Source organism: Pseudonocardia ammonioxydans, assembly GCF_900115005.1.
GTDB lineage: Bacteria > Actinomycetota > Actinomycetes > Mycobacteriales > Pseudonocardiaceae > Pseudonocardia > Pseudonocardia ammonioxydans.
Genome location: NZ_FOUY01000011.1, coordinates 123,857 through 142,179 on the forward strand (window position 1 = coordinate 123,857; position 18,323 = coordinate 142,179).

Below are 18,323 nucleotides of genomic sequence, written 5' to 3' on the forward strand. Positions count from 1 at the left end.
CCGGGTAACGAAAACAGGCTGGCCTGGGACTCAGCTGGTGTGACTACTCCATACGGCCCGCAGGGCCCGCAGCCGCAGTACCCCTACAACCAGCAGCCGCAGCAGGCGCCGTGGGCGTCCGGTCGGCACGCCGCCCCCGGTGGGCAGCCGCAGCACGGACAGCCGCCGCACGGGCAGCCCGCGGGGACCCCGGCGCCGCCGGAGCCGCCCCGCAAGAAGGGCGGCAAGTGGAAGTGGGTCGTCGGTGTGCTCGCGGTCCTCGTGGTGATCGGCATGGTGAACGGCGCCGGCGGGGACGACCCCACCGACACCGCGACGGCGGCCGCGCCCATCGCCGAGGACGTGGTGGCACCGGAGCCGGTGGCGCCCCCGGCCGCGGCGCCCGCCCCGGTCGCCCCGGCCCCCGCCCCGGCGCCTGCTCCGGTGGAGGCGCCCGCGCCCGCCGAGCCCGCCTCGACCGGGATCACCTACGAGGTGACCGGGAAGAAGGGCGGCACGGCCACCGGGTTCGGTCCGGGCTCGAGCGTGACCTACACCAGCGGGGACAGCATGCAGATCTCGCAGGACACCGACGCCGACCTGCCGTGGTCGAAGACGGTCGAGCTCAGCGACGGGCCGTTCCAGATCGCGACGCTGACCGCGCAGGCCGGGGACGGCTACAACTCGATCTCGTGCCGGATCACCCGCGACGGCGAGGTACTGGCCGAGAACACCTCGACCGGCCAGTTCGCGGTGGTCACCTGCAACGCCGGCTGACCGGCTAGCACCACCTACGGCTACTCTCTCGTTCCGGCGCCCGGCCGGGGTTCATGGAGTAGTCACGTACAACCTGACCGGCCGGGCGCCACCTACCTCCCGACCCCGGTCCGGCTTCGGCCAGGCCGGGGTCACTGTTGTGTCGGGACGCGGGTTATCGAAGTGTGCCGGCATCGTCCCGTCCACCCGCAGTACGAGCTCCAACTGCCTGGTTGCGTGCAGGCCGAAGTGGCGCCGACCGGTCAGGCATGGCGGTCGAGGCGGCCGTGGGCGCGGCCGAGTCAGTGACAGCGGCGGTGGAGGCCGCCGACGCCGCCCCGGAGCAGGCCCGTGAGTACGCCGAGCAGCAGTCGGCGTCGTCCGTCGAGGTCGCGCAGCGGAACGCGTTGCGTGCGTGCCGGGAGCAGACCGGGATGACCACGGCGCAGTGCCGGGCGGACGCCGCGGCCGGCAACGCGAGCTGACCGCCGGGCACGATGCTCTTCCGGGGGAAGAAGATCGGCCCCACCTCCTGGGTACGGGAGGCGGGGCCGAACCGCCGGGGAGCGGACGTGTCTCAGTGCTCGTGCACGATCAGCCCGCGCAGGTTGTGCCCGTCGACCAGGTCGGCGTAGCCCTCGTTGACCTGGTCCAGCGAGTAGGTCTTGGTGACGAGCCCGTCGAGCTGCAGGTCCCCGGTGCGGTAGAGCCCCAGGAGCTTGGGGATGTCGGTGGTCGGGTTGCAGTCGCCGAACAGGCTGCCGCGGATCGTCTTCTTCCACAGCGTGGCGACGGTCCCGGAGACGTCGATGGTCCGCGCGTCGAACTCGCCGAGCGCGACCAGCACGACCACGCCGGCCTTGCCGATGGCGTCGAACGCCTCCGAGACGACCTCGGCCGTCATGATCCCGACGGTCACGATCGCCTTGGCCGCCCCGACCCCGTGGGTCAGCGAGAACGACAGCTCGCGGGCCTCGTCCGCGGTGCCGACCGCGTGGGTGGCGCCGAACTGCAGTGCCGCCTCCCGCTTGCCCGCGACCGGGTCGACCGCGATCACGTACTGGGCGCCGGCGTGCCGCGCACCCTGCACGGCGTTGATCCCGATCCCGCCGGTGCCGTAGACGAGCACGGTGTCGCCCGGGCGGACGTCGGCGGCCCGGGTGGCCGCGCCCCAGCCGGTGGGCACCCCGCAGCCGACCAGCGCGGCCTTGTCGAGGGGCAGGTCCGGGTCGATGCGGACCGCCGAGGACTGGTGGATGACGCCGTACTGGCTGAACGTGCCGAGCATGCACATCGCGCCGTAGCGCCCCGCCGGCCCGGACAGCGGCCAGCTCTCGCCCGGCAGGAAGCCGCGCATGATGTTGGCGCCCATGTCGCAGATCGCCTGCTGGCCGGTCGCGCACCAGTGGCAGTGCCCGCAGCTCGGGATGAACGAGCAGACGAAGTGGTCGCCCGGGACGACCCGGGTGACACCCGGTCCGACGTCCTCCACCACGCCCGCGCCCTCGTGCCCGAGCACCAGTGGCAGCCAGCCCTTCATGTCGCCCTGCATGACGTGCAGGTCGGAGTGGCAGAGCCCGGCGTGCGTGTAGCGGACCAGGACCTCTCCCTCGGCGGGCGGGGCGACGTCGAGCTCGACCAGCTCGAGGGGCTTCCCGGCCTCGTGGATCACAGCCGCGGTCGTCTTCATGTTCCTCGTTCCGTTCCGCGGCCCGGTGCGGGCCGCGCGCTGGGGGTCGGTGGCGGGTGCGCCGGTGCGACGGTCAGTCGCCGGCCCCGGTGGTGGTCGTGCCTGCGCCGCTGCGCGCCCGGCTGGCCTCGGCGGCCGCCGTGCCGGCGTCCTTCGAGGTCGCCGCCCGCGCCGCGAGCTCCTTGTAGGTGAGCGGACGGCGCTCGAACGCGCCCTCGTGGGCGGCGATCGCGTCGCGGTGCTCGGCGTGCTCGGGGTGGCGCGACTCGAACTCCTGGCGGGCGTCCATCCGGCGCCGCCAGTGAGTGATCGTGTCGCGGTCACCGTTGTTCAGTCCCTCCCACGACTGCGGTGCCGTGGACATGGCCGCCGGCGGCGCCGCACGACCGTGCACCGCAGGCGACGGCGGACGCCGCCGGGTGAGCTCGCCGCAGGAGGGACAGCCCGGAGCGGGCGAGCTCCAGGACGGGACCATCGTCTCGAACCGCACCCCGCAGGCGCACGCGTAGTCGTAGACCGGCACAGCCGACTCCTTCGTCAGATCGCTCGCTCCGTCCGGCACGATTCTATAGAGTTTTGGGTGCGGGGCAAGGACGGGGCGCGCTCGGCCGCGCCGGCGGGGGAGTGGGACGGCACGGCGGGGACCGGACGTGATGGTGTTACGTGGAGCGGTGGACCGTGGGGCTCCGCCCGGCCGGAGGTGGCCGGAGGGTGCCCGCGACGGCGGGCGAGACGGAAGGCTGGGGCGGGGGAACGATGGTGAGCGAGCGCGTGGACGGCTCCGCGGAGTCGCAGGAGGGCCTCGGGGTACCGATCGACCCCGGCCAGCGGCTCAGCCCGCAGGTCGCCCGCCGGGTCCGCGAGATGATCGTCGGCGGGGAGGTGCGGGGCAACGACGCGCTGCGGACGGAGCACCTCGCCGACCGGTTCGGCGTCAGCGCGACCCCCGTCCGCGAGGCGCTGATGTCGCTGTCCGGCGAGGGGCTGGTCGAGCTGCGGCCGGGCCGCGGGTTCCGGGTCGTGCAGATGAGCCGCCAGGACTTCGTCGACATCTACGACGCCCAGGCCTACTTCTCCGGGGAGCTCGCGGCCCGCGCCGCGGCGCACATCACCGACGCGGAGATGACCTCCCTGCACGCGCTGCAGGACCAGCTCGTCGCGGCCACCGGCCGGGGCGACCCGGTCTCGGAGCGGATCGAGTGGGACCTGCACGCCATGATCAACCAGGTGGCGCGGGCCGACCGGCTCAGCTGGCTGCTGCGCCTCACGGTCCGCCACGCCCCGTTCCGGGCCTGGTCGACGGTGGAGGGCTGGTCCTCGGCCGCGCCCGACGACCACCTGCCGCTGCTGCGCGGTCTGGAACGCCGCAACCCGCGGATCGCCCGGGACGCGATGACCGCCCACATCCGGGGTGTCGGTGAGCTGCTGGCCGACCAGCTCACCGAGCGCGGGATCCTGGTCGACGACGAGCCGCCGGCCGGGTCCTGAGCCGCGGGCGCAGTGCCGGCGCCGTCGGCCGTGCCGCGGTCGACGCCGCGGGCGAGCTCAGGACGGGCCGACCGCCGCGACGGCCGGGGCCGGGGTCAACCGCCGGTAGTGCCGCGCCTCGTCCGCGTGCCCGTGCCGGTGCAGCAGCCGGGTGAGGTGCCGCAGCGCCGCCGCGGCGGCCGGCGTCCGGGCCAGCTCGGGCTCGGCCTCGCGCGCCAGCCGCAGCGCGTCGCCGACCCGGCCGAGCGGCACGTGCGCCGCGGCCAGGCAGAGTTTGGTGGTGGTGTGCAGGGCCTGCCCATCCGGATGCCGGCTGCCGGCCGGATGCAGGCCGAGCGCGGTCTGCAGGAGGGTCACGGCCTCCTGGTCGCGCTCCGCCCCGAGCTCGAGCAGGCCGAGCGCGCGCAGCGCGATGCCCTCGGCCGGCTCGTGGCCGAGCGTTCGGGCGGCGTCCCGGGCGAGGGTGTGCAGGTGCCGCGCCTCGTCGAGGTGACCGTCACGGTCGAGGTAGGGCCACACCGTGGTCGAGATGTCGACGACCAGCTCGGGCCGCTGGTGCGCCGCGGCGAACTCCGCGGAACACATGAGGTTGCCGCGATGGGTGTCGAGCCACCGCAGCGCCGTCGCCCGGTCGGCCGGTCGCTCGGCGCGCATCTCGGGAAGGTCCGCCGAGAGCAGCGGAGTCTCCCGGGGCTGGAGGAACGACGAGGCCGCCGTCGCCGTCTGCAGGTACTGGGCGAGGAGCCGCAGCAGGCCGGTGGTGTCCTCGGGGGACCCGGTGGCGACCTCGACCGCGTGCGCCCGCAACAGCTCGTGCATCCGGTAGCGCCCGGTGCGAACCTCTTCCAGCACCCCGCTGCGGACGAGCTCGTCGAGCAGCCGGCGTGCCGCGCGGGAGTCGGGCGTGCCCAGCAGCGCCACCGCGCCCTCGACGTCGATGTGGTGCTCGGCGTGCTCACACCGGTTCCCGCACAGCCGGTACAGCCGGGCGGCCTCGGCCGGCAGACGGCGGTAGGACCAGGACAGCACGCTGCGCACCGAGCTGTGGTCGTCGGCGGTGTCGAGGGCGTCGAGCGGACCGTCGGCCCCGGCGAGCGCGTCGAGCAGCGGCCCGGGGTCGCCGGACTCGGCCAGCCGCGCCGCAGCGACCCGCAGCGCCAGCGGCAGCCCGGCGCAGCGGCCGACCAGCTCACCCACCTGCTCCGGGCCCAGGGTGCCGGTGTCCACGTGTGCCGCGACCAGCGCACGGGCGTCCGCGTCGGACAGCCGGCCGAGCTCGAGGCGCCGGGCCCCGTCCCGGGCCACCAGGCCGTCGAGCCGGTTGCGGCTGGTGACGACCACGAGACAGGACGCGCTGCCCGGCAGCAGCGGGCGGACCTGCTCGGCGGTCGCCGCGTTGTCGAGCACGACCAGCAGCCGCCGGCCCGCGCAGCGGGTCCGGAACCGGCCCGCCCGCTCGGACAGGTCCTCCGGCAGCGTCGCCGGGTCGTCCCCGAGCGAGCGCAGGAACCGGCCGAGGGCCACGGTGGCCGGCAGCGGGTCCTGCGGGCTGAACCCCTGCAGGTCGACGTAGAGCTGTCCGTCCGGGAAGTGCCGCGCAGATGTCCGTCCCCAGTGGACGACCAGTGCGGACTTGCCGACACCCGCGGTGCCGGTCACGAGCACGGGGGTGGGGGTGCCGGCCGCCCGGAGCGTGTCGAGGTCGTGCAGCTCGGCGCGACGCCCGACGATGTCGCCGGCGCTCGCGGGCAGCTCCGCCGGCGGGACGGGTTCCGGTGCGCGCCCGTCCGTCGGAGACGCGGTGGACGAAACAGGCACAGTGGACTCCGATCCGGCCAGGACCGCGTACTCGGCCGCCTGCAGCTCCGGGCCGGGGTCCAGCCCGAGCTCGTCGACGAGTGCGCGCCGGGTGTCCCGGTACACGGCCAGCGCGTCGGCCTGGCGCCCGGCCCGGTGCAGCGCCGTCATCAGCAATGCCTGGACCCGCTCGCGCAGCGGGTGGCGCCCGGCGAGATCGACGAGCTCGCCGAGCACCTCCTCGTGCCGGCCGCACTCGATCTCGGCACCGTAGAGCTGCTCCTGGGCCGTCCGCCGGCTCTCGCCCAGCCGCTGCGCGGGTTCGACCAGGCCCGGCAGGTCGAGCCCGTGGAACGGGCGCCCCCGCCACAGCCCCAGCGCCTCGCGCAGGAGCTCGGCTCGCCGGCGCGGGTCGGTGGTCCCGGCCGCCGCGGCCGCCCCCGCCTCGAACCGGTCGGCGTCGAGTTCACCGGGCTCGACGAGCAGCCGGTAGCTCCCGGCCTCGAACACCAGCCGTTCCGGCTCGCCGAGCGCGCGCCGGAGCTTGTGCACGTTGGTCTGCAACCGCTGCCGGTGCGCGGGGCCGTCCTCGTCCCAGAACGCGCCGAGCAGCGACTCGGCCGACACCGGCCGGTTCGCCCGGGCGAGCAGCAACGCCAGCAGCCCGGTCCGCAGGCGGCCCGAGACCGGCACCGGACCCGCACGTGAGACGACACTGACGGGCCCCAGGACACCGAACCGCACGTAACGCCACCCCCGGCGGCGCATTATCGCCGCCCCGGTGACCGGGAACAAGCCGCGCGGTGTCCGCGGCGGTCGCACGAGGACAGTGCACGGACAGCGGCGCCCGTAGCGTCCCGGAGTGATCGGATCCGCACGACGACCCGGACGAAGGGGGTACCGGTGGGCGACTACGTCCTCGACTCCGGCAGCGAGCTCGGCCGGCGGCAGCTCGAATATCTGGAGCAGCTGCTCGACGGCCCGACCACGCACGTACTCGCCGCGACGCCCCCGCAACCCGGTGCCCGCTGCCTGGACCTCGGTGCCGGTGGTGGGTCGATCACGCGCTGGATGGCCGAGCACCTGTCGTCCCCGGAGCAAGTCAGCGCCGTCGACATCGACGTCACCCACCTCGACGTCCCGGCCGGTGTGGCCGTGCACCGTCACGACATCGGTGAGGGGCTCCCGACCCGCGAGACGTTCGACCTCGTCCACACCCGCCTGCTCCTGATGCATCTCGAGCGGCGGGTGGAGATCCTGCGCGAGCTCGTGGACGTGCTCGCACCCGGCGGCCGGCTGGTGGTGGGGGACCAGGTCTTCACCGGCGTCCAGGTCGTCTCCGCCCCGTCGGCGGCCGACGGGGAGCTCTTCCGCACCGTCGTCGAGACCACCATCGAGCAGGTCGGCAAGCCGGCCGGGATCGACTACGACTGGGCGGGAACCGTGGACACGGTGATGGCGGACGCCGGGATCGAGGGGATCGACACCGTCGTGCACCACCGCACCGTGCGCGGAGGTGACAGCGGGATGCTGCTGTACGGCAACTACGTCCGGCAGGTGGAGTCCAGGTTGCTCGCGCTGGGCATCACGGCCGGACAGCTCCAGCGTTTCCACGAGGTGGTGCTGGATCCCCGGATGCGGGTCTGGTGGTTCCCGTTCGTGTGCACCACCGGTCGCGCACCGTTCGGCCCCGGCCGACCACGAACCTCACGCCGCCGGACCGGCACGCTCCCGGGTCAGCGTCCGTCCGCCGCCCCGGGGCGGTCGTCGGCGATCCCGGCCATCCGCAGGTAGAGCGCGACGAGCCCGTCGCCGAGCCGGTCGGCCTCCCCGGCGTGGTCGACGACCAGCTCGGCGGCCCGGGCGACCATGCCGGTGACCGCCCGGGAGATCTCGGCGGGCGGCACGGCGGGCGCGGCGCGGCCCGCGGTGACCAGGCGTTCGAGGAAGCGGGTGTTGCGTCGCTCCACCCGGGCGACGATCTCGTCGCGCAGCTCGCGCATCGCCGGGTCGACCAGCGCCTGGTGGGCGAGCACGACGAGGATGCCCTGGTGGCGGGTCCAGGCGGCGAGGAAGGCGCGCACCGCGTCGTCCGCGGTCCGGGCCGGGGACGAGGTGTCGACGTCCTCCTGCAGCCGGAGGAACTCGTCGCGCACGCGGCGGGCGAGTGCGCGGAACACGTCGTCCTTGGACGGGAAGTAGGCGTAGACGGTCGGGCGGCTGACCCCGGCGGCGGTCGCGAGCCCGGCAATCGTGGTGCCGGCGTGCCCGAGCCTGCAGAACACCGCCTCGGCGGTGTCGAGCAGCCGTTCCCGCTTCTCCCCGGCGTCGAGGGACCGTGACCCGATGCTTGACACAAATGTAAAGTAGCGCAGGTCGTCAGGGGTGACGAGGAGGAATCGATGAATGGCCTGCCACCGGTGTCGGACCGGACGCTGCGCGGTGCGTACGACCGTGCGCTCGCCGAGGTGCCGGACGGGACCGCCCAGATCGGCCCGGACGGGCGCTACACCTTCGCCGGGAGTCACGAGCGCTCGTTGCGTGTCGCCGGCGGGCTCGGCGCGCTCGGCCTCGGCCGGCAGGAGCCGGTCGCGCTGCTGATGGACAACTCGCTCGACGCGGTGCACACCTGGACCGGCGCGAGCCTCGGCGGGCTCGTCGAGGTCCCGGTCAACACCGCGTACAAGGGCGGGTTCCTCACCCACGTGCTCAACGACTCGGGCTCCGGGGTGCTCGTCTGCGACGACGCCTACGCCGAGCGGGTCGCCCGCGTCGCCGGCGACCTGACCGCGCTGCACACCGTCGTCGTGCGCGGGGACACCGCGGCCGCCGACGGCCTGCGGGACCGGTTCCGGGTGGTCGGCTTCGACGAGGTGGTCGCCGCGGACCCGGCGCCGCCGCAGCCGATCGCCGCCGACGACCTGATGGCCTACATGTACACCTCGGGCACGACCGGGCCGTCGAAGGGCGTGCTGATCTCGCACGCGCACGCCTACACCTACGCCTCCCGCGAGGACCAGGCGCGCCCGGTCGCCGGCGACCGGATCCTGGTGACCCTGCCGCTGTTCCACCTGGCGGGCCAGTGGTACGGCGTCTACCAGGCGCTGATCCACCGGGCGGTGTGCGTGCTGGAGCCGGCGTTCTCGGTGAGCCGGTTCTGGCCGACGGTGCGCGAGCACGGGATCACCGTCACCGTGATGCTCGGGGCGATGGCCGAACTGCTCCAGCAGGCCGAGCCCCGCCCGGACGACGCCGACAATCCGCTCGAGCTGGGCGTGATGGCCCCGCTGGCCAGCGACGTCGACGGCTTCCGCGACCGGTTCGGGATCGACCTCGCCGCGGTGTACGGGATGAGCGAGATCGGGGCCGTCCTCAACGGACCGCCGGAGAGCGTGGTCGGCGGCGAGTGCGGCTTCGCCCGGGACGGCTTCGAGCTGCGCCTGGTCGGCGACGACGGCCGCGAGGTCGCGCCGGGACAGGTCGGTGAGCTGCGGGTCCGGCCCGAGGACCCGCGCCTGGTCATGCGCGGGTACCACAACCTGCCGGAGAAGACGGCCGAGACACTGGTCGACGGCTGGGTGCACACCGGGGACGCGTTCCGCACCGACGACCAGGGGCGCTTCTTCTTCTCCGACCGGATGAAGGACGCGCTGCGCCGGCGCGGGGAGAACGTCTCCAGCTTCGAGGTGGAGCGGGTGGTCAACGAGCACCCGGACGTCTACGAGAGCGCCGTGGTCGCCGTGCCGTCCGAGCTGACCGAGGACGAGATCAAGGCGGTCGTCGTGCCCCGTGCCGGGCGCACGATCGACCCGGCGGAGCTGACCGGGTTCCTCGTCGAGCGGCTGCCGTACTTCATGGTGCCGCGCTACGTCGAGTTCGCGGCCGAGCTGCCGAAGACGCCCACCCAGAAGATCCACAAGCACGTCCTGCGGCAGTCCGGTGTGGACTCAGGTGTGTGGGACCGGGAGGCGGCCGGGATCGTGCTGCGCCGGAGCAGCCGATGAACCTGCTGGTGGCCAACCGCGCCGAGATCGCGGTACGGATCATGGACACGGCGGCGGCGTCGGGCCTCCGCACCGTCGCCGTCCACCCCGACGACGACGCCGGCTGCGCGCACGTCGCGCACGCCGACGAGGCGGTCCGGCTCCCCGGGGCCGGGGCCGCGGCCTACCTCGACGTCGACGAGGTCGTCGCGGCCGCCGTCCGCACCGGCTGCGACACCCTGCACCCCGGCTACGGGTTCCTGTCCGAGAACCCCGCGCTCGCCCGGGCCTGCGCCGCGCACGGCATCACCTTCGTCGGCCCGGCCCCCGAGGCGCTCGAGCTCTACGGCGACAAGTCCCGCGCCCGGGCGCACGCCGCCGCGGTGGGTGTCCCGGTGCTCACCGGCACCACGGGCCCGACCGACCTCGCCGCGGCGCGGGAGTTCCTCGCCGGGCTCGGGGCCGGCGGCGCGGTGATGGTCAAGGCGCTGGCCGGGGGCGGCGGGCGCGGGATGCGCCCGGTCACCCGCGCCGAGGACCTGGACGAGGCGCTGCGCCGGTGTGCGGCCGAGGCGCAGGCCGCGTTCGGGGACGCCGGGGTCTACGTCGAGCGGCTGCTGCGCGACGCCCGGCACGTCGAGGTGCAGGTGCTCGGCGACGGCCACGACGTGTGCGTGCTCGGCGACCGGGACTGCTCGGCGCAGCGCCGCAGGCAGAAGCTCGTCGAGATCGCGCCGGCCCCGGCGCTGCCCGACGGCGTGCGCGCGGGCCTGCACGACGCGGCCCGCCGGATCGCCGGTGGCTGCGCGGGCCTGGCGACCGTGGAGTTCCTCCTCGCCGGCGAGGAGTTCGTCTTCCTCGAGGTCAACCCGCGGATCCAGGTCGAGCACACGGTGACCGAGGAGGTCACCGGGCTCGACCTGGTCGAGCTGGGCCTGCGGGTGGCGGGCGGCGCCCGCCTCGCCGACCTCGAGCTGGGTGCGACCCCCGCGGCGCGGGGTGCGGCCGTGCAGGCCCGGGTCAACACCGAGACCGTGACCGCCGACGGCACCGTCGTGCCCGGCTCGGGGACGCTGACCCGGTTCCAGCCGCCGACCGGGCGCGGGCTGCGCGTCGACACCCACGGCTACGCCGGCTACCCGGTCGGCCCGCGCTACGACGCGCTGCTGGCCAAGGTGGTCGCGAGCGGGCCCGGCACCGCGGCCGCCGCGGCCCGCGCCGCCCGCGCGCTGGCCGGGTTCGACGTCGACGGCGTCGCCACGAACCTGGCGTTGCTGCAGGCGCTGCTGGAGCGCCCCGAGCTCGCCGACGGCACCCTGCACACCGGCTTCGTCGACGCACACCTCGCCGAGCTGGCCGAGCGGCCCCGGACCGTCACGCTGCCCGACACGGCGGCATCCACGACCGAGCCGGCCACCACCGAGCCGGCCACGACCGGAGGCGCGGTGAACGCCGTGCCGATCGCGCCCGAGGGCACCGAGCCGGTCGCGAGCCCGCAGCAGGGTGTCGTGGTCACGGTCGAGGTCGCCGAGGGCGACACCGTCGCCGCGGGCGCCGAACTCGTCGTCGTCGAGGCCATGAAGATGCAGCACGCCGTGTGCAGCGCCCGGGCCGGTGTCGTCGACACCCTTGCGGTGAAGGTCGGCGACACGGTCACGGCCGGGTCCCCGGTCGCGTTCCTGGCCGCCACCGGTGACGACGAGGCCGCCGCCGGCCCGGAGGCCGACGCGGACCCGGACCGGATCCGGCCCGACCTGGCCGAGGTGCTCGACCGGCGCGCCGGGCTGCTCGACGACGGCCGTCCCGAGGCGACCGCCCGCCGGCACGCGAACGGCCGGCGCACCGCCCGGGAGAACCTCGACGACCTGCTCGACGACGGCAGCTTCGTCGAGTACGGCGGCCTGACGATCGCCGCGCAGCGCGCCCGGCGCGGCTTCGACGACCTCGTCGCCCGCACCCCGGCCGACGGGCTGCTCACCGGGACCGGCACCGTCGACGGCCTCCCGGTCGCCGTGCTGGCCTACGACTACACGGTGCTCGCCGGGACCCAGGGACTGCACAACCACAAGAAGACCGACCGACTGCTGCAGCTCGCCGGCCGGGACCGGCTCCCCGTGGTGATCTTCGCCGAGGGCGGGGGAGGGCGGCCCGGCGACACCGACACCTCGGCGGTCGCCCAGCTCGACGTACCCACCTTCCGGCTGCTGGCCGAGCTCCACGGCCGGGTCCCGACGCTGGCGGTCGTGGCCGGGTACTGCTTCGCCGGCAACGCGGCGCTGGCCGGCAGCTGCGACACGATCATCGCGACCGAGGGCAGCAGCCTCGGCATGGGCGGCCCGGCGATGATCGAGGGCGGCGGGCTGGGCCGGGTCGCCGCCGCCGACGTCGGGCCGATGGAGATGCAGTGGGCCAACGGCGTCGTCGACCGGCTGGTGCCCGACGACGCCGCCGCCGTGGCCGACGCCCGTCGCTGGCTGTCCTACGTCGGCGCCGGCACGGCCGAGGAAGGTACCGGAACGGGTGGGGGAGCGGCGGCGGACCAGCGCACGCTGCGGCACCTGGTGCCGGAGAACCGGGTGCGCGCCTACCGGCTGCGCCCGGTGCTCGAGACGCTGTTCGACACCGGCTCGGTGCTGGAGCTGCGCGGCGGGTTCGGCGTCGGGGTGGTGACCGCGTTCGCCCGCCTGGACGGCCGGGCGGTGGGGGTGCTCGCCAACAACCCCGAGCACCTCGGTGGGGCGATCGACGCCGACGCCTCCGACAAGGCCGCCGCGTTCCTGCAGCTGTGCGAGGCGCACCGGATCCCGGTCGTGTCGCTGTGCGACACCCCCGGGTTCATGGTCGGGCCCGAGGCCGAGCGGACCGCCACCGTCCGCCGGTTCGGCGCGATGTTCGTGGCCGGCGCGCAGCTCACCGTGCCGCTGTGCACCGTGGTGCTGCGCAAGGCCTACGGCCTCGGCGCGATGGCGATGGCCGGCGGCTCGCTGCACGCGCCGGCGATCACCGTGGGCTGGCCGACCGCCGAGTTCGGCGGGATGGGGCTCGAGGGCGCGGTCCGGCTCGGGTACCGCGCCGAGCTCGAGGCGATCGAGGACCCGGACGCCCGCCGCGCCCGCTTCGACGAGCTGCTCGCCGGCTACTACGAGCGCGGCAAGGCGCTGCACGTCGCGACGGTGTTCGAGATCGACGACGTGATCGACCCCGCCGACACCCGCGCCGTGCTGATCCGGGTCCTGGCCCAGCGCGACCGGTGAGACCGGGGCAGCGCCGCCCGGTGGGGTGTCAGCCGGAGCCGGGGCGTCCGACGACGAGCGGGTCGGGCGCCCCGACCACGGCGGCGTCCTTCGCGGTGTAGTCCAGCCCGGACAGCACCAGGCGCATCGCCTCGACCCGGCCGCGCCGCTTGTCGTTGGAGTCGACGACCGTCCACGGCGCGTGCTCGGTGTCGGTGCGGGCGAACATCGCCTCCTTGGCCGCGGTGTAGTCGTCCCAGCGCTCCAGGCTGGCCAGGTCGACCGGGCTGAGCTTCCACTGCCGCAGCGGGTCGAGCACCCGGATCACGAACCGGGTCCGCTGCTCGCGGCGCGACACCGAGAACCACAGCTTCACCAGGTGGATGCCGTCGTCGACCAGCGAGCGCTCCAGCCCGGGCACCTCGCGCACGAAGCGCTCGTACTCGTCGTCGGTGCAGAAGTCCATGACCCGCTCGACGACGGCGCGGGTGTACCAGGAGCGGTCGAACAGCACGATCTCGCCCGCGGTCGGCAGCTGCTGCAGGTAGCGCTGGAAGTACCACTGCCCCTGCTCGGCGCTGCTCGGCTTGTCCAGCGCCACGACCCGGGCGCCGCGCGGGTTGAGGTGTTCGGTGAACCGCTGGATGGTGCCGCCCTTGCCGGCGGCGTCGCGCCCCTCGAACAGGATGACGACGCGCCGGCCGGTGTCCTTCACCCAGGACTGCAGCTTGAGCAGCTCGATCTGCAGCGCGCGCTTGGTCGCCTCGTACTCCGCGCGCGGCATGCGCTCCGGGTACGGGGAGTCCTCGAGCCAGGTGGCGACCTCCTCGCCGTCCGGGCCGATCAGCGCCGCGTCGCCGTCGGTGCTCTCCAGCACCTGCCAGCTGTGCGGGTCGTCGAGCAGGTCGACGGTGCGCAGGGCCGCCCGCAGCTCCTCGCGCGTCCCCTCGGACCGCCCGGCCATCTCGGGGAGCCCGCGGAAACCGCGCACCGCCTGTCCGATCGATGTCATGCAGACCTCCGCCGGATCACTACCCCGCGCAGGGCTGCCCGAACCGCGACCGGGTCAGGACCGCGACGCCGCCCTGCCCCGGCGCAGCCGCTGCCGGGCCCGGAGACCCCACGCGACACAGGCCAGCGTGACGACGCCGAAGACGACGGCGCCGGCGACCGAGCCGAGCACGAGCGCGAACAGCACCGTCACGAACGCCGACAGGAGCCCGCCGACCACGCAGATGCCGATGTGCAGCCGCAGCGCCGACTGTCCCTCGCTCCCGGCATCGGTCGACCCGGATCCGCCGACACCCGGTACGTTCCGGTCCTCCGGCCGGTCGGAGTCGTGTGTGCTCATGCCGTCCGCATTCCCGGGAAACGGGAGCCCACACCTGCGGATGGGACCGCGCCGGGCGGGTAGGCGGGGGGCGTGGACGACGAACATGCCCTGACCCCGGCCCAGCGGGAGGAGTCCCGGCGGGCGCTCGAGGTGGGGCTGGAGATCACCGGGCTCGACTGGCCGCAGCTGTGGACCTCCTACGTCGCGCTCGGCGGCCCGCGTCCGGAGCGGCTGGCCGCGGCGCTCAACGGCGACCGGCCGATCACCGCCTACGAGCACGACGTCGTCGCACAGCGATCAACGAGGTGTTCCTGGACGAGGGCGAGGACCACCCGGTGCCCTACTCCGACCAGCTCCCTCGGGAACGGGCCCGGCCCGGTGATTGAACCCGCAGCGCCGGGGAACGCTGCGGCGCATGGACCACGAACTGACGTTGCGGGTCGACGGGGCCGAGCACCGGCTGAGCGTCGACCCCCGCACCTCCCTGCTCGACGCCCTGCGCCAACGCCTCGGCAACACCAGCCCGAAGAAGGGGTGTGACCACGGCCAGTGCGGGTCGTGCACCGTGCTGGTCGACGGCGTGCGGGTGCTGGCGTGTCTGACGCTGGCGGTGACCCGCGACGGGTCCGAGGTCGTCACCGCCGACGGCCTGTCCGCCGGCCCGCCCGGATCCGGCGGGGACCATCCCCTGCACCGGGCCTTCATCGACGAGGACGCGTTCCAGTGCGGCTACTGCACCCCCGGGCAGGTGTGCTCGGCGGCCGGCATGCTCGACGAGTTCGCCCGGGGCCGGCCCAGCGTCGTCACCGGGGACCTCGGCGCCGACCCCGAGCTCGACGACGCCGAGATCGCGGAGCGGATGAGCGGCAACCTCTGCCGCTGCGGCGCCTACCCGGGCATCCGCGCCGCCGTGGCCCGGGTCGGGCGGGAGCGGGAGGGGACCCGGTGAGGCCGTTCGACTACCAGGCCCCGGCCGACGCCGGGACGGCGGTGGCCGCCGTCGCCGCCCGGCCGGACGCGGCGTTCCTCGGGGGCGGCACCAACCTCGTCGACCACCTGCGGCTCGGCGTCACCGAACCGGGGCTGCTCGTCGACGTGACCGGCCTGCTCCCGAACGGCATCAGCGACGACGGCGGCGGCCTGCGGATCGGCGCGGGCGTGGCCAACGCCGACCTGGCCGCGGACCCCCGGGTGCGCCGGCACTACCCGGTGCTGGCCCGGGCGCTGCTCTCCGGGGCGTCGGGGCAGCTGCGCAACATGGCGACCACCGGCGGCAACCCGTTGCAGCGCACCCGCTGCCTGTACTTCCAGGACGTCACCACCCCGTGCAACAAGCGCAGCCCCGGCTCCGGGTGCGCAGCGATCGGCGGCGCCACCCGCCAGCACGCGATCCTCGGTGCGTCCGAGCACTGCATCGCCACCCACCCGTCGGACATGGCGGTCGCGCTGAGCGCGCTGGACGCGCAGGTGGAGGTCCTCGGCCCGGACGGCGAGCGGACCCTCGCCTTCGGCGAGCTGCACCGGCTGCCCGGCGACGCACCCGAGCGCGACACCGTGCTCGAGCACGGTGAGCTGATCACCGCGATCGTGCTGCCGCCGCTGCCGGTCGCGGCCCGCTCGGACTACCGCAAGGTCCGCGACCGCGCGTCGTACGCGTTCGCACTGGTCTCCGTCGCGGCCGCACTGGAGATCACCGACGCCACCATCACCGACGCCCGGATCGCGTTCGGCGGCGTGGCGCACACGCCGTGGCGCGCACACCGCGCCGAGCAGGCCCTGCGCGGCGCGACCCCGTCCGACGAGACGTTCCACGCGGCCGCGCAGGCCGAGCTCGCCGACGCCCGCCCGCAGGACGGCGTCGACGGCGGCAACGCGTTCAAGATCCCGCTGCTGACCCGGACCCTGGCCGGCACGCTGCGCGACCTCGCGCGACAGGAGGCTTGAGATGACCGAGATGCTCGAACACCGCGCGATCGGCGCCGACCTGCCGCGCCGCGACGGGGCGGAGAAGGTGCGCGGCACCGCCCGCTACGCCGACGAGTCGCCCGCGGAGCGCCCGGCGTACTGCCGGATCGTGCAGGCCCCGCTCGCGCGCGGACGGATCACCGGCGTGGACCCCGCGGTCGCCGAGGCGTCCGGCGGAGTGCTGGCCGTGCTCACCCCGCGCTCGCCCGGGGGCCGCGGCGCCGCCGAACAGCTCGCCGACACCAGCGACGCCGAGTACGCGATCCTGCAGGACGACGAGGTGCACTTCCGCGGCCAGGTCGTCGCCGTCGTGGTCGCCGAGACGTTCGAGCAGGCCCGCCACGCCGCCGACCTCGTCGAGGTCACCTACGACGAGCAGCCCGGGGACACCCTGTTCTCCGCCGAGCGCAACGATCTGTACCGGCCTGAGCAGGTCGAGAGCGGCGATCCGCCGGACAGCTCGGAGGGCGACGTGGACGCGGCCCTCGAGGCCGGGCCGGTGCGGATCCGGCACACGTACACCACACCGATGCTGCACAACAACCCGATGGAACCGCACGCCACGACGGCGCTGTGGGAACCGGACGGACACGGCGGCGCCGGATCGCTGACCCTGTGGGACTCGACGCAGAGTGTGCACGCCGTCGGTACGACGGTGAGCGGTGTGCTCGGGCTGGACCCCGAGCAGGTCCGGGTGGTGTGCCCCTACGTCGGCGGTGGATTCGGCTCCAAGGGCATCCCGCACCAGAACGTGGTCACCGCGGGGATGGCGGCCCGTGCGGTGCCGGGCCGGCCGGTCCGCCTCCCGCTGACCCGGCAGCAGACGTTCTCCCTGGCCGGTTACCGTCCGCCGACCGTCCAGCGGGTGGCGCTGGCCGCGGACGCCGACGGCCGGCTCACCGCGATCGCCAACGACGTGGTCGAGCAGACCTCGCGGGTCAAGGAGTTCGCCGAGCAGACGGTGCTGCCGGCCCGCACGATGTACGCCGCGCCGAACCGGCGGACCAGTACGCGGCTGGCCGCGCTGGATGTGCCGATCCCGTCCTGGATGCGCGCCCCGGGGGAGTGCCCGGGGATGTTCGCGCCGGAGGTGGCGATGGACGAGCTCGCCCACGAGCTCGGCGTCGACCCGATCGTGCTGCGGGAGCGCAACGAGCCGGAGACCGACCCGGACTCGGGCCTGCCGTTCTCGTCGCGGAACGTGCTCGCCTGCCTGCACCGGGGCGCCGAACGGTTCGGGTGGGCCGGTCGCGACCCGCGGCCCGGGGAGCGCGTCCACGGCGGCTGGAGGTGGGGGACCGGGGTGGCCGCCTCGGTGTACCCCACGTCGCGGATGCCGGTCTCGGAGGCCGAGATCACCCGGGTGGACGGGCGCTACGTGGCCCGGATCGGGGCCGCCGACCTGGGCACCGGAACCTGGACGGCGCTGGTGCAGATCGCCGCCGACGCGCTCGAGGTCGCGGTCGACGAGGTCGACGTCCTCATCGGCGACACCGACCACCCGGAGGCGTCGGTGGCCGGCGGCTCCACCGGGATCAACACCTGGGGCTCGACGCTGGTCGCGGCCGCGCAGGAGTTCCGCAAGCGCTTCGGGGACACGCCCGCCGACGGCGACTCCGCCCGGGCCGGGGTGCCGCCGAACGACGCGGCCGAGCGCTACGCGATGTCGGCCTACGGCGCGCAGTTCGCCGAGGTCGCGGTGCACGCCGACACCGGCGAGATCCGGGTCCCGCGCCTGTACGGGACCTTCGCCGTCGGCCGGGTGGTCAACCCGCGGATGGCCCGCTCGCAGCTGGTCGGCGGCATGACCATGGGCCTGGGCATGGCCCTGCACGAGAACAGCCTGTTCGACCCCCGGACCGGGCACGTGGTCAACCACGACCTCGCCGAGTACCACGTGCCGACCCAGGCCGACGTGGCCGACCTGCGCGCGGACTGGATCGACGAGCACGATCCGCACGTCAACGCGATGGGGACCAAGGGGATCGGCGAGATCGGCATCGTCGGTACGGCCGCGGCGGTGGCGAACGCGGTCTGGCACGCCACCGGGACGCGGGTGCGGGACCTGCCGGTCACCCTGGACGCGGTGCTGTAGGTGC

Annotated in this window: 15 protein-coding genes; 9 read left to right on the forward strand and 6 right to left on the reverse strand. The window is 74.7% G+C overall.

The features are described from left to right. Nucleotides 1–39: 39 nt before the first annotated feature. Nucleotides 40–756, forward strand: a complete 717-nt coding sequence (locus BM093_RS35905; protein WP_177238442.1) for an MmpS family transport accessory protein — start codon at nt 40–42, stop codon at nt 754–756. Between the two features lie 248 nt (nt 757–1,004). Further along, nucleotides 1,005–1,220, forward strand: coding sequence for a hypothetical protein (locus BM093_RS13060; RefSeq protein WP_093342185.1), 216 nt, complete (start codon nt 1,005–1,007; stop codon nt 1,218–1,220). Between the two features lie 92 nt (nt 1,221–1,312). Here the strand turns inward: BM093_RS13060 and BM093_RS13065 are convergent, their stop codons facing one another. Then, complete coding sequence (locus BM093_RS13065; RefSeq protein ID WP_093342188.1) at nt 1,313–2,425, reverse strand: Zn-dependent alcohol dehydrogenase; 1,113 nt, start codon at nt 2,423–2,425, stop codon at nt 1,313–1,315. Between the two features lie 73 nt (nt 2,426–2,498). Next, entirely contained in the window at nt 2,499–2,948 is a 450-nt protein-coding gene (locus tag BM093_RS13070) for an FmdB family zinc ribbon protein (RefSeq protein ID WP_093342191.1), read from the reverse strand. A 236-nt stretch (nt 2,949–3,184) separates the two neighbouring features. Here BM093_RS13070 and BM093_RS13075 point away from each other — a divergent pair, with 236 nt between their 5' ends. Next, entirely contained in the window at nt 3,185–3,913 is a 729-nt protein-coding gene (locus BM093_RS13075) for a GntR family transcriptional regulator (protein WP_177238443.1), read from the forward strand. Between the two features lie 57 nt (nt 3,914–3,970). Here the strand turns inward: BM093_RS13075 and BM093_RS13080 are convergent, their stop codons facing one another. Beyond that, nucleotides 3,971–6,403 (reverse strand): AfsR/SARP family transcriptional regulator, encoded by a 2,433-nt coding sequence (locus tag BM093_RS13080; protein ID WP_177238444.1) that lies wholly within the window; start codon nt 6,401–6,403, stop codon nt 3,971–3,973. Between the two features lie 210 nt (nt 6,404–6,613). On the opposite strand from BM093_RS13080, the gene BM093_RS13085 reads away from it, so the two are divergent. Next, complete coding sequence (locus tag BM093_RS13085) at nt 6,614–7,504, forward strand: class I SAM-dependent methyltransferase (protein ID WP_177238445.1); 891 nt, start codon at nt 6,614–6,616, stop codon at nt 7,502–7,504. Here BM093_RS13085 and BM093_RS13090 read toward each other — a convergent pair. Further along, nucleotides 7,447–8,067 carry a TetR/AcrR family transcriptional regulator gene (locus tag BM093_RS13090; protein ID WP_177238446.1) on the reverse strand — a complete coding sequence of 207 codons (621 nt, stop codon included), beginning with the start codon at nt 8,065–8,067 and terminating at the stop codon, nt 7,447–7,449. The two genes, BM093_RS13085 and BM093_RS13090, sit on opposite strands and share 58 nt — an antisense overlap. A 45-nt stretch (nt 8,068–8,112) precedes the next feature. Here BM093_RS13090 and BM093_RS13095 point away from each other — a divergent pair, with 45 nt between their 5' ends. Both BM093_RS13095 and BM093_RS13100 read left to right on the forward strand, forming a co-directional pair. Beyond that, the gene (locus BM093_RS13095; RefSeq protein WP_093342206.1) at nt 8,113–9,714 is read left to right on the forward strand and encodes an AMP-binding protein; all 1,602 of its coding nucleotides are present in this window, start codon (nt 8,113–8,115) and stop codon (nt 9,712–9,714) included. Then, on the forward strand, nt 9,711–12,947 hold the full coding sequence (locus BM093_RS13100; RefSeq protein ID WP_093342375.1) for an acetyl-CoA carboxylase family protein: 3,237 nt from the start codon (nt 9,711–9,713) through the stop codon (nt 12,945–12,947). Before BM093_RS13095 ends, BM093_RS13100 begins: the two co-directional genes overlap by 4 nt. A gap of 28 nt (nt 12,948–12,975) precedes the next feature. Here the strand turns inward: BM093_RS13100 and ppk2 are convergent, their stop codons facing one another. Then, nucleotides 12,976–13,938, reverse strand: coding sequence for a polyphosphate kinase 2 (gene ppk2, locus BM093_RS13105; protein WP_245773494.1), 963 nt, complete (start codon nt 13,936–13,938; stop codon nt 12,976–12,978). Between the two features lie 54 nt (nt 13,939–13,992). After that, nucleotides 13,993–14,277, reverse strand: coding sequence for a hypothetical protein (locus tag BM093_RS13110; protein WP_093342209.1), 285 nt, complete (start codon nt 14,275–14,277; stop codon nt 13,993–13,995). 397 nt (nt 14,278–14,674) lie between these two features. Between BM093_RS13110 and BM093_RS13115 the strand changes: the two genes are divergently transcribed. Genes BM093_RS13115 through BM093_RS13125 form a run of 3 tightly spaced genes read left to right on the forward strand, consistent with a single transcriptional unit; the run spans nt 14,675 to nt 18,319 of the window. Beyond that, complete coding sequence (locus BM093_RS13115; protein ID WP_093342211.1) at nt 14,675–15,208, forward strand: (2Fe-2S)-binding protein; 534 nt, start codon at nt 14,675–14,677, stop codon at nt 15,206–15,208. Then, on the forward strand, nt 15,205–16,203 hold the full coding sequence (locus BM093_RS13120) for an FAD binding domain-containing protein (RefSeq protein WP_093342213.1): 999 nt from the start codon (nt 15,205–15,207) through the stop codon (nt 16,201–16,203). Before BM093_RS13115 ends, BM093_RS13120 begins: the two co-directional genes overlap by 4 nt. Nucleotide 16,204: 1 nt before the next feature. Next, nucleotides 16,205–18,319 (forward strand): xanthine dehydrogenase family protein molybdopterin-binding subunit, encoded by a 2,115-nt coding sequence (locus tag BM093_RS13125; protein WP_093342216.1) that lies wholly within the window; start codon nt 16,205–16,207, stop codon nt 18,317–18,319. Nucleotides 18,320–18,323 lie beyond the last annotated feature (4 nt).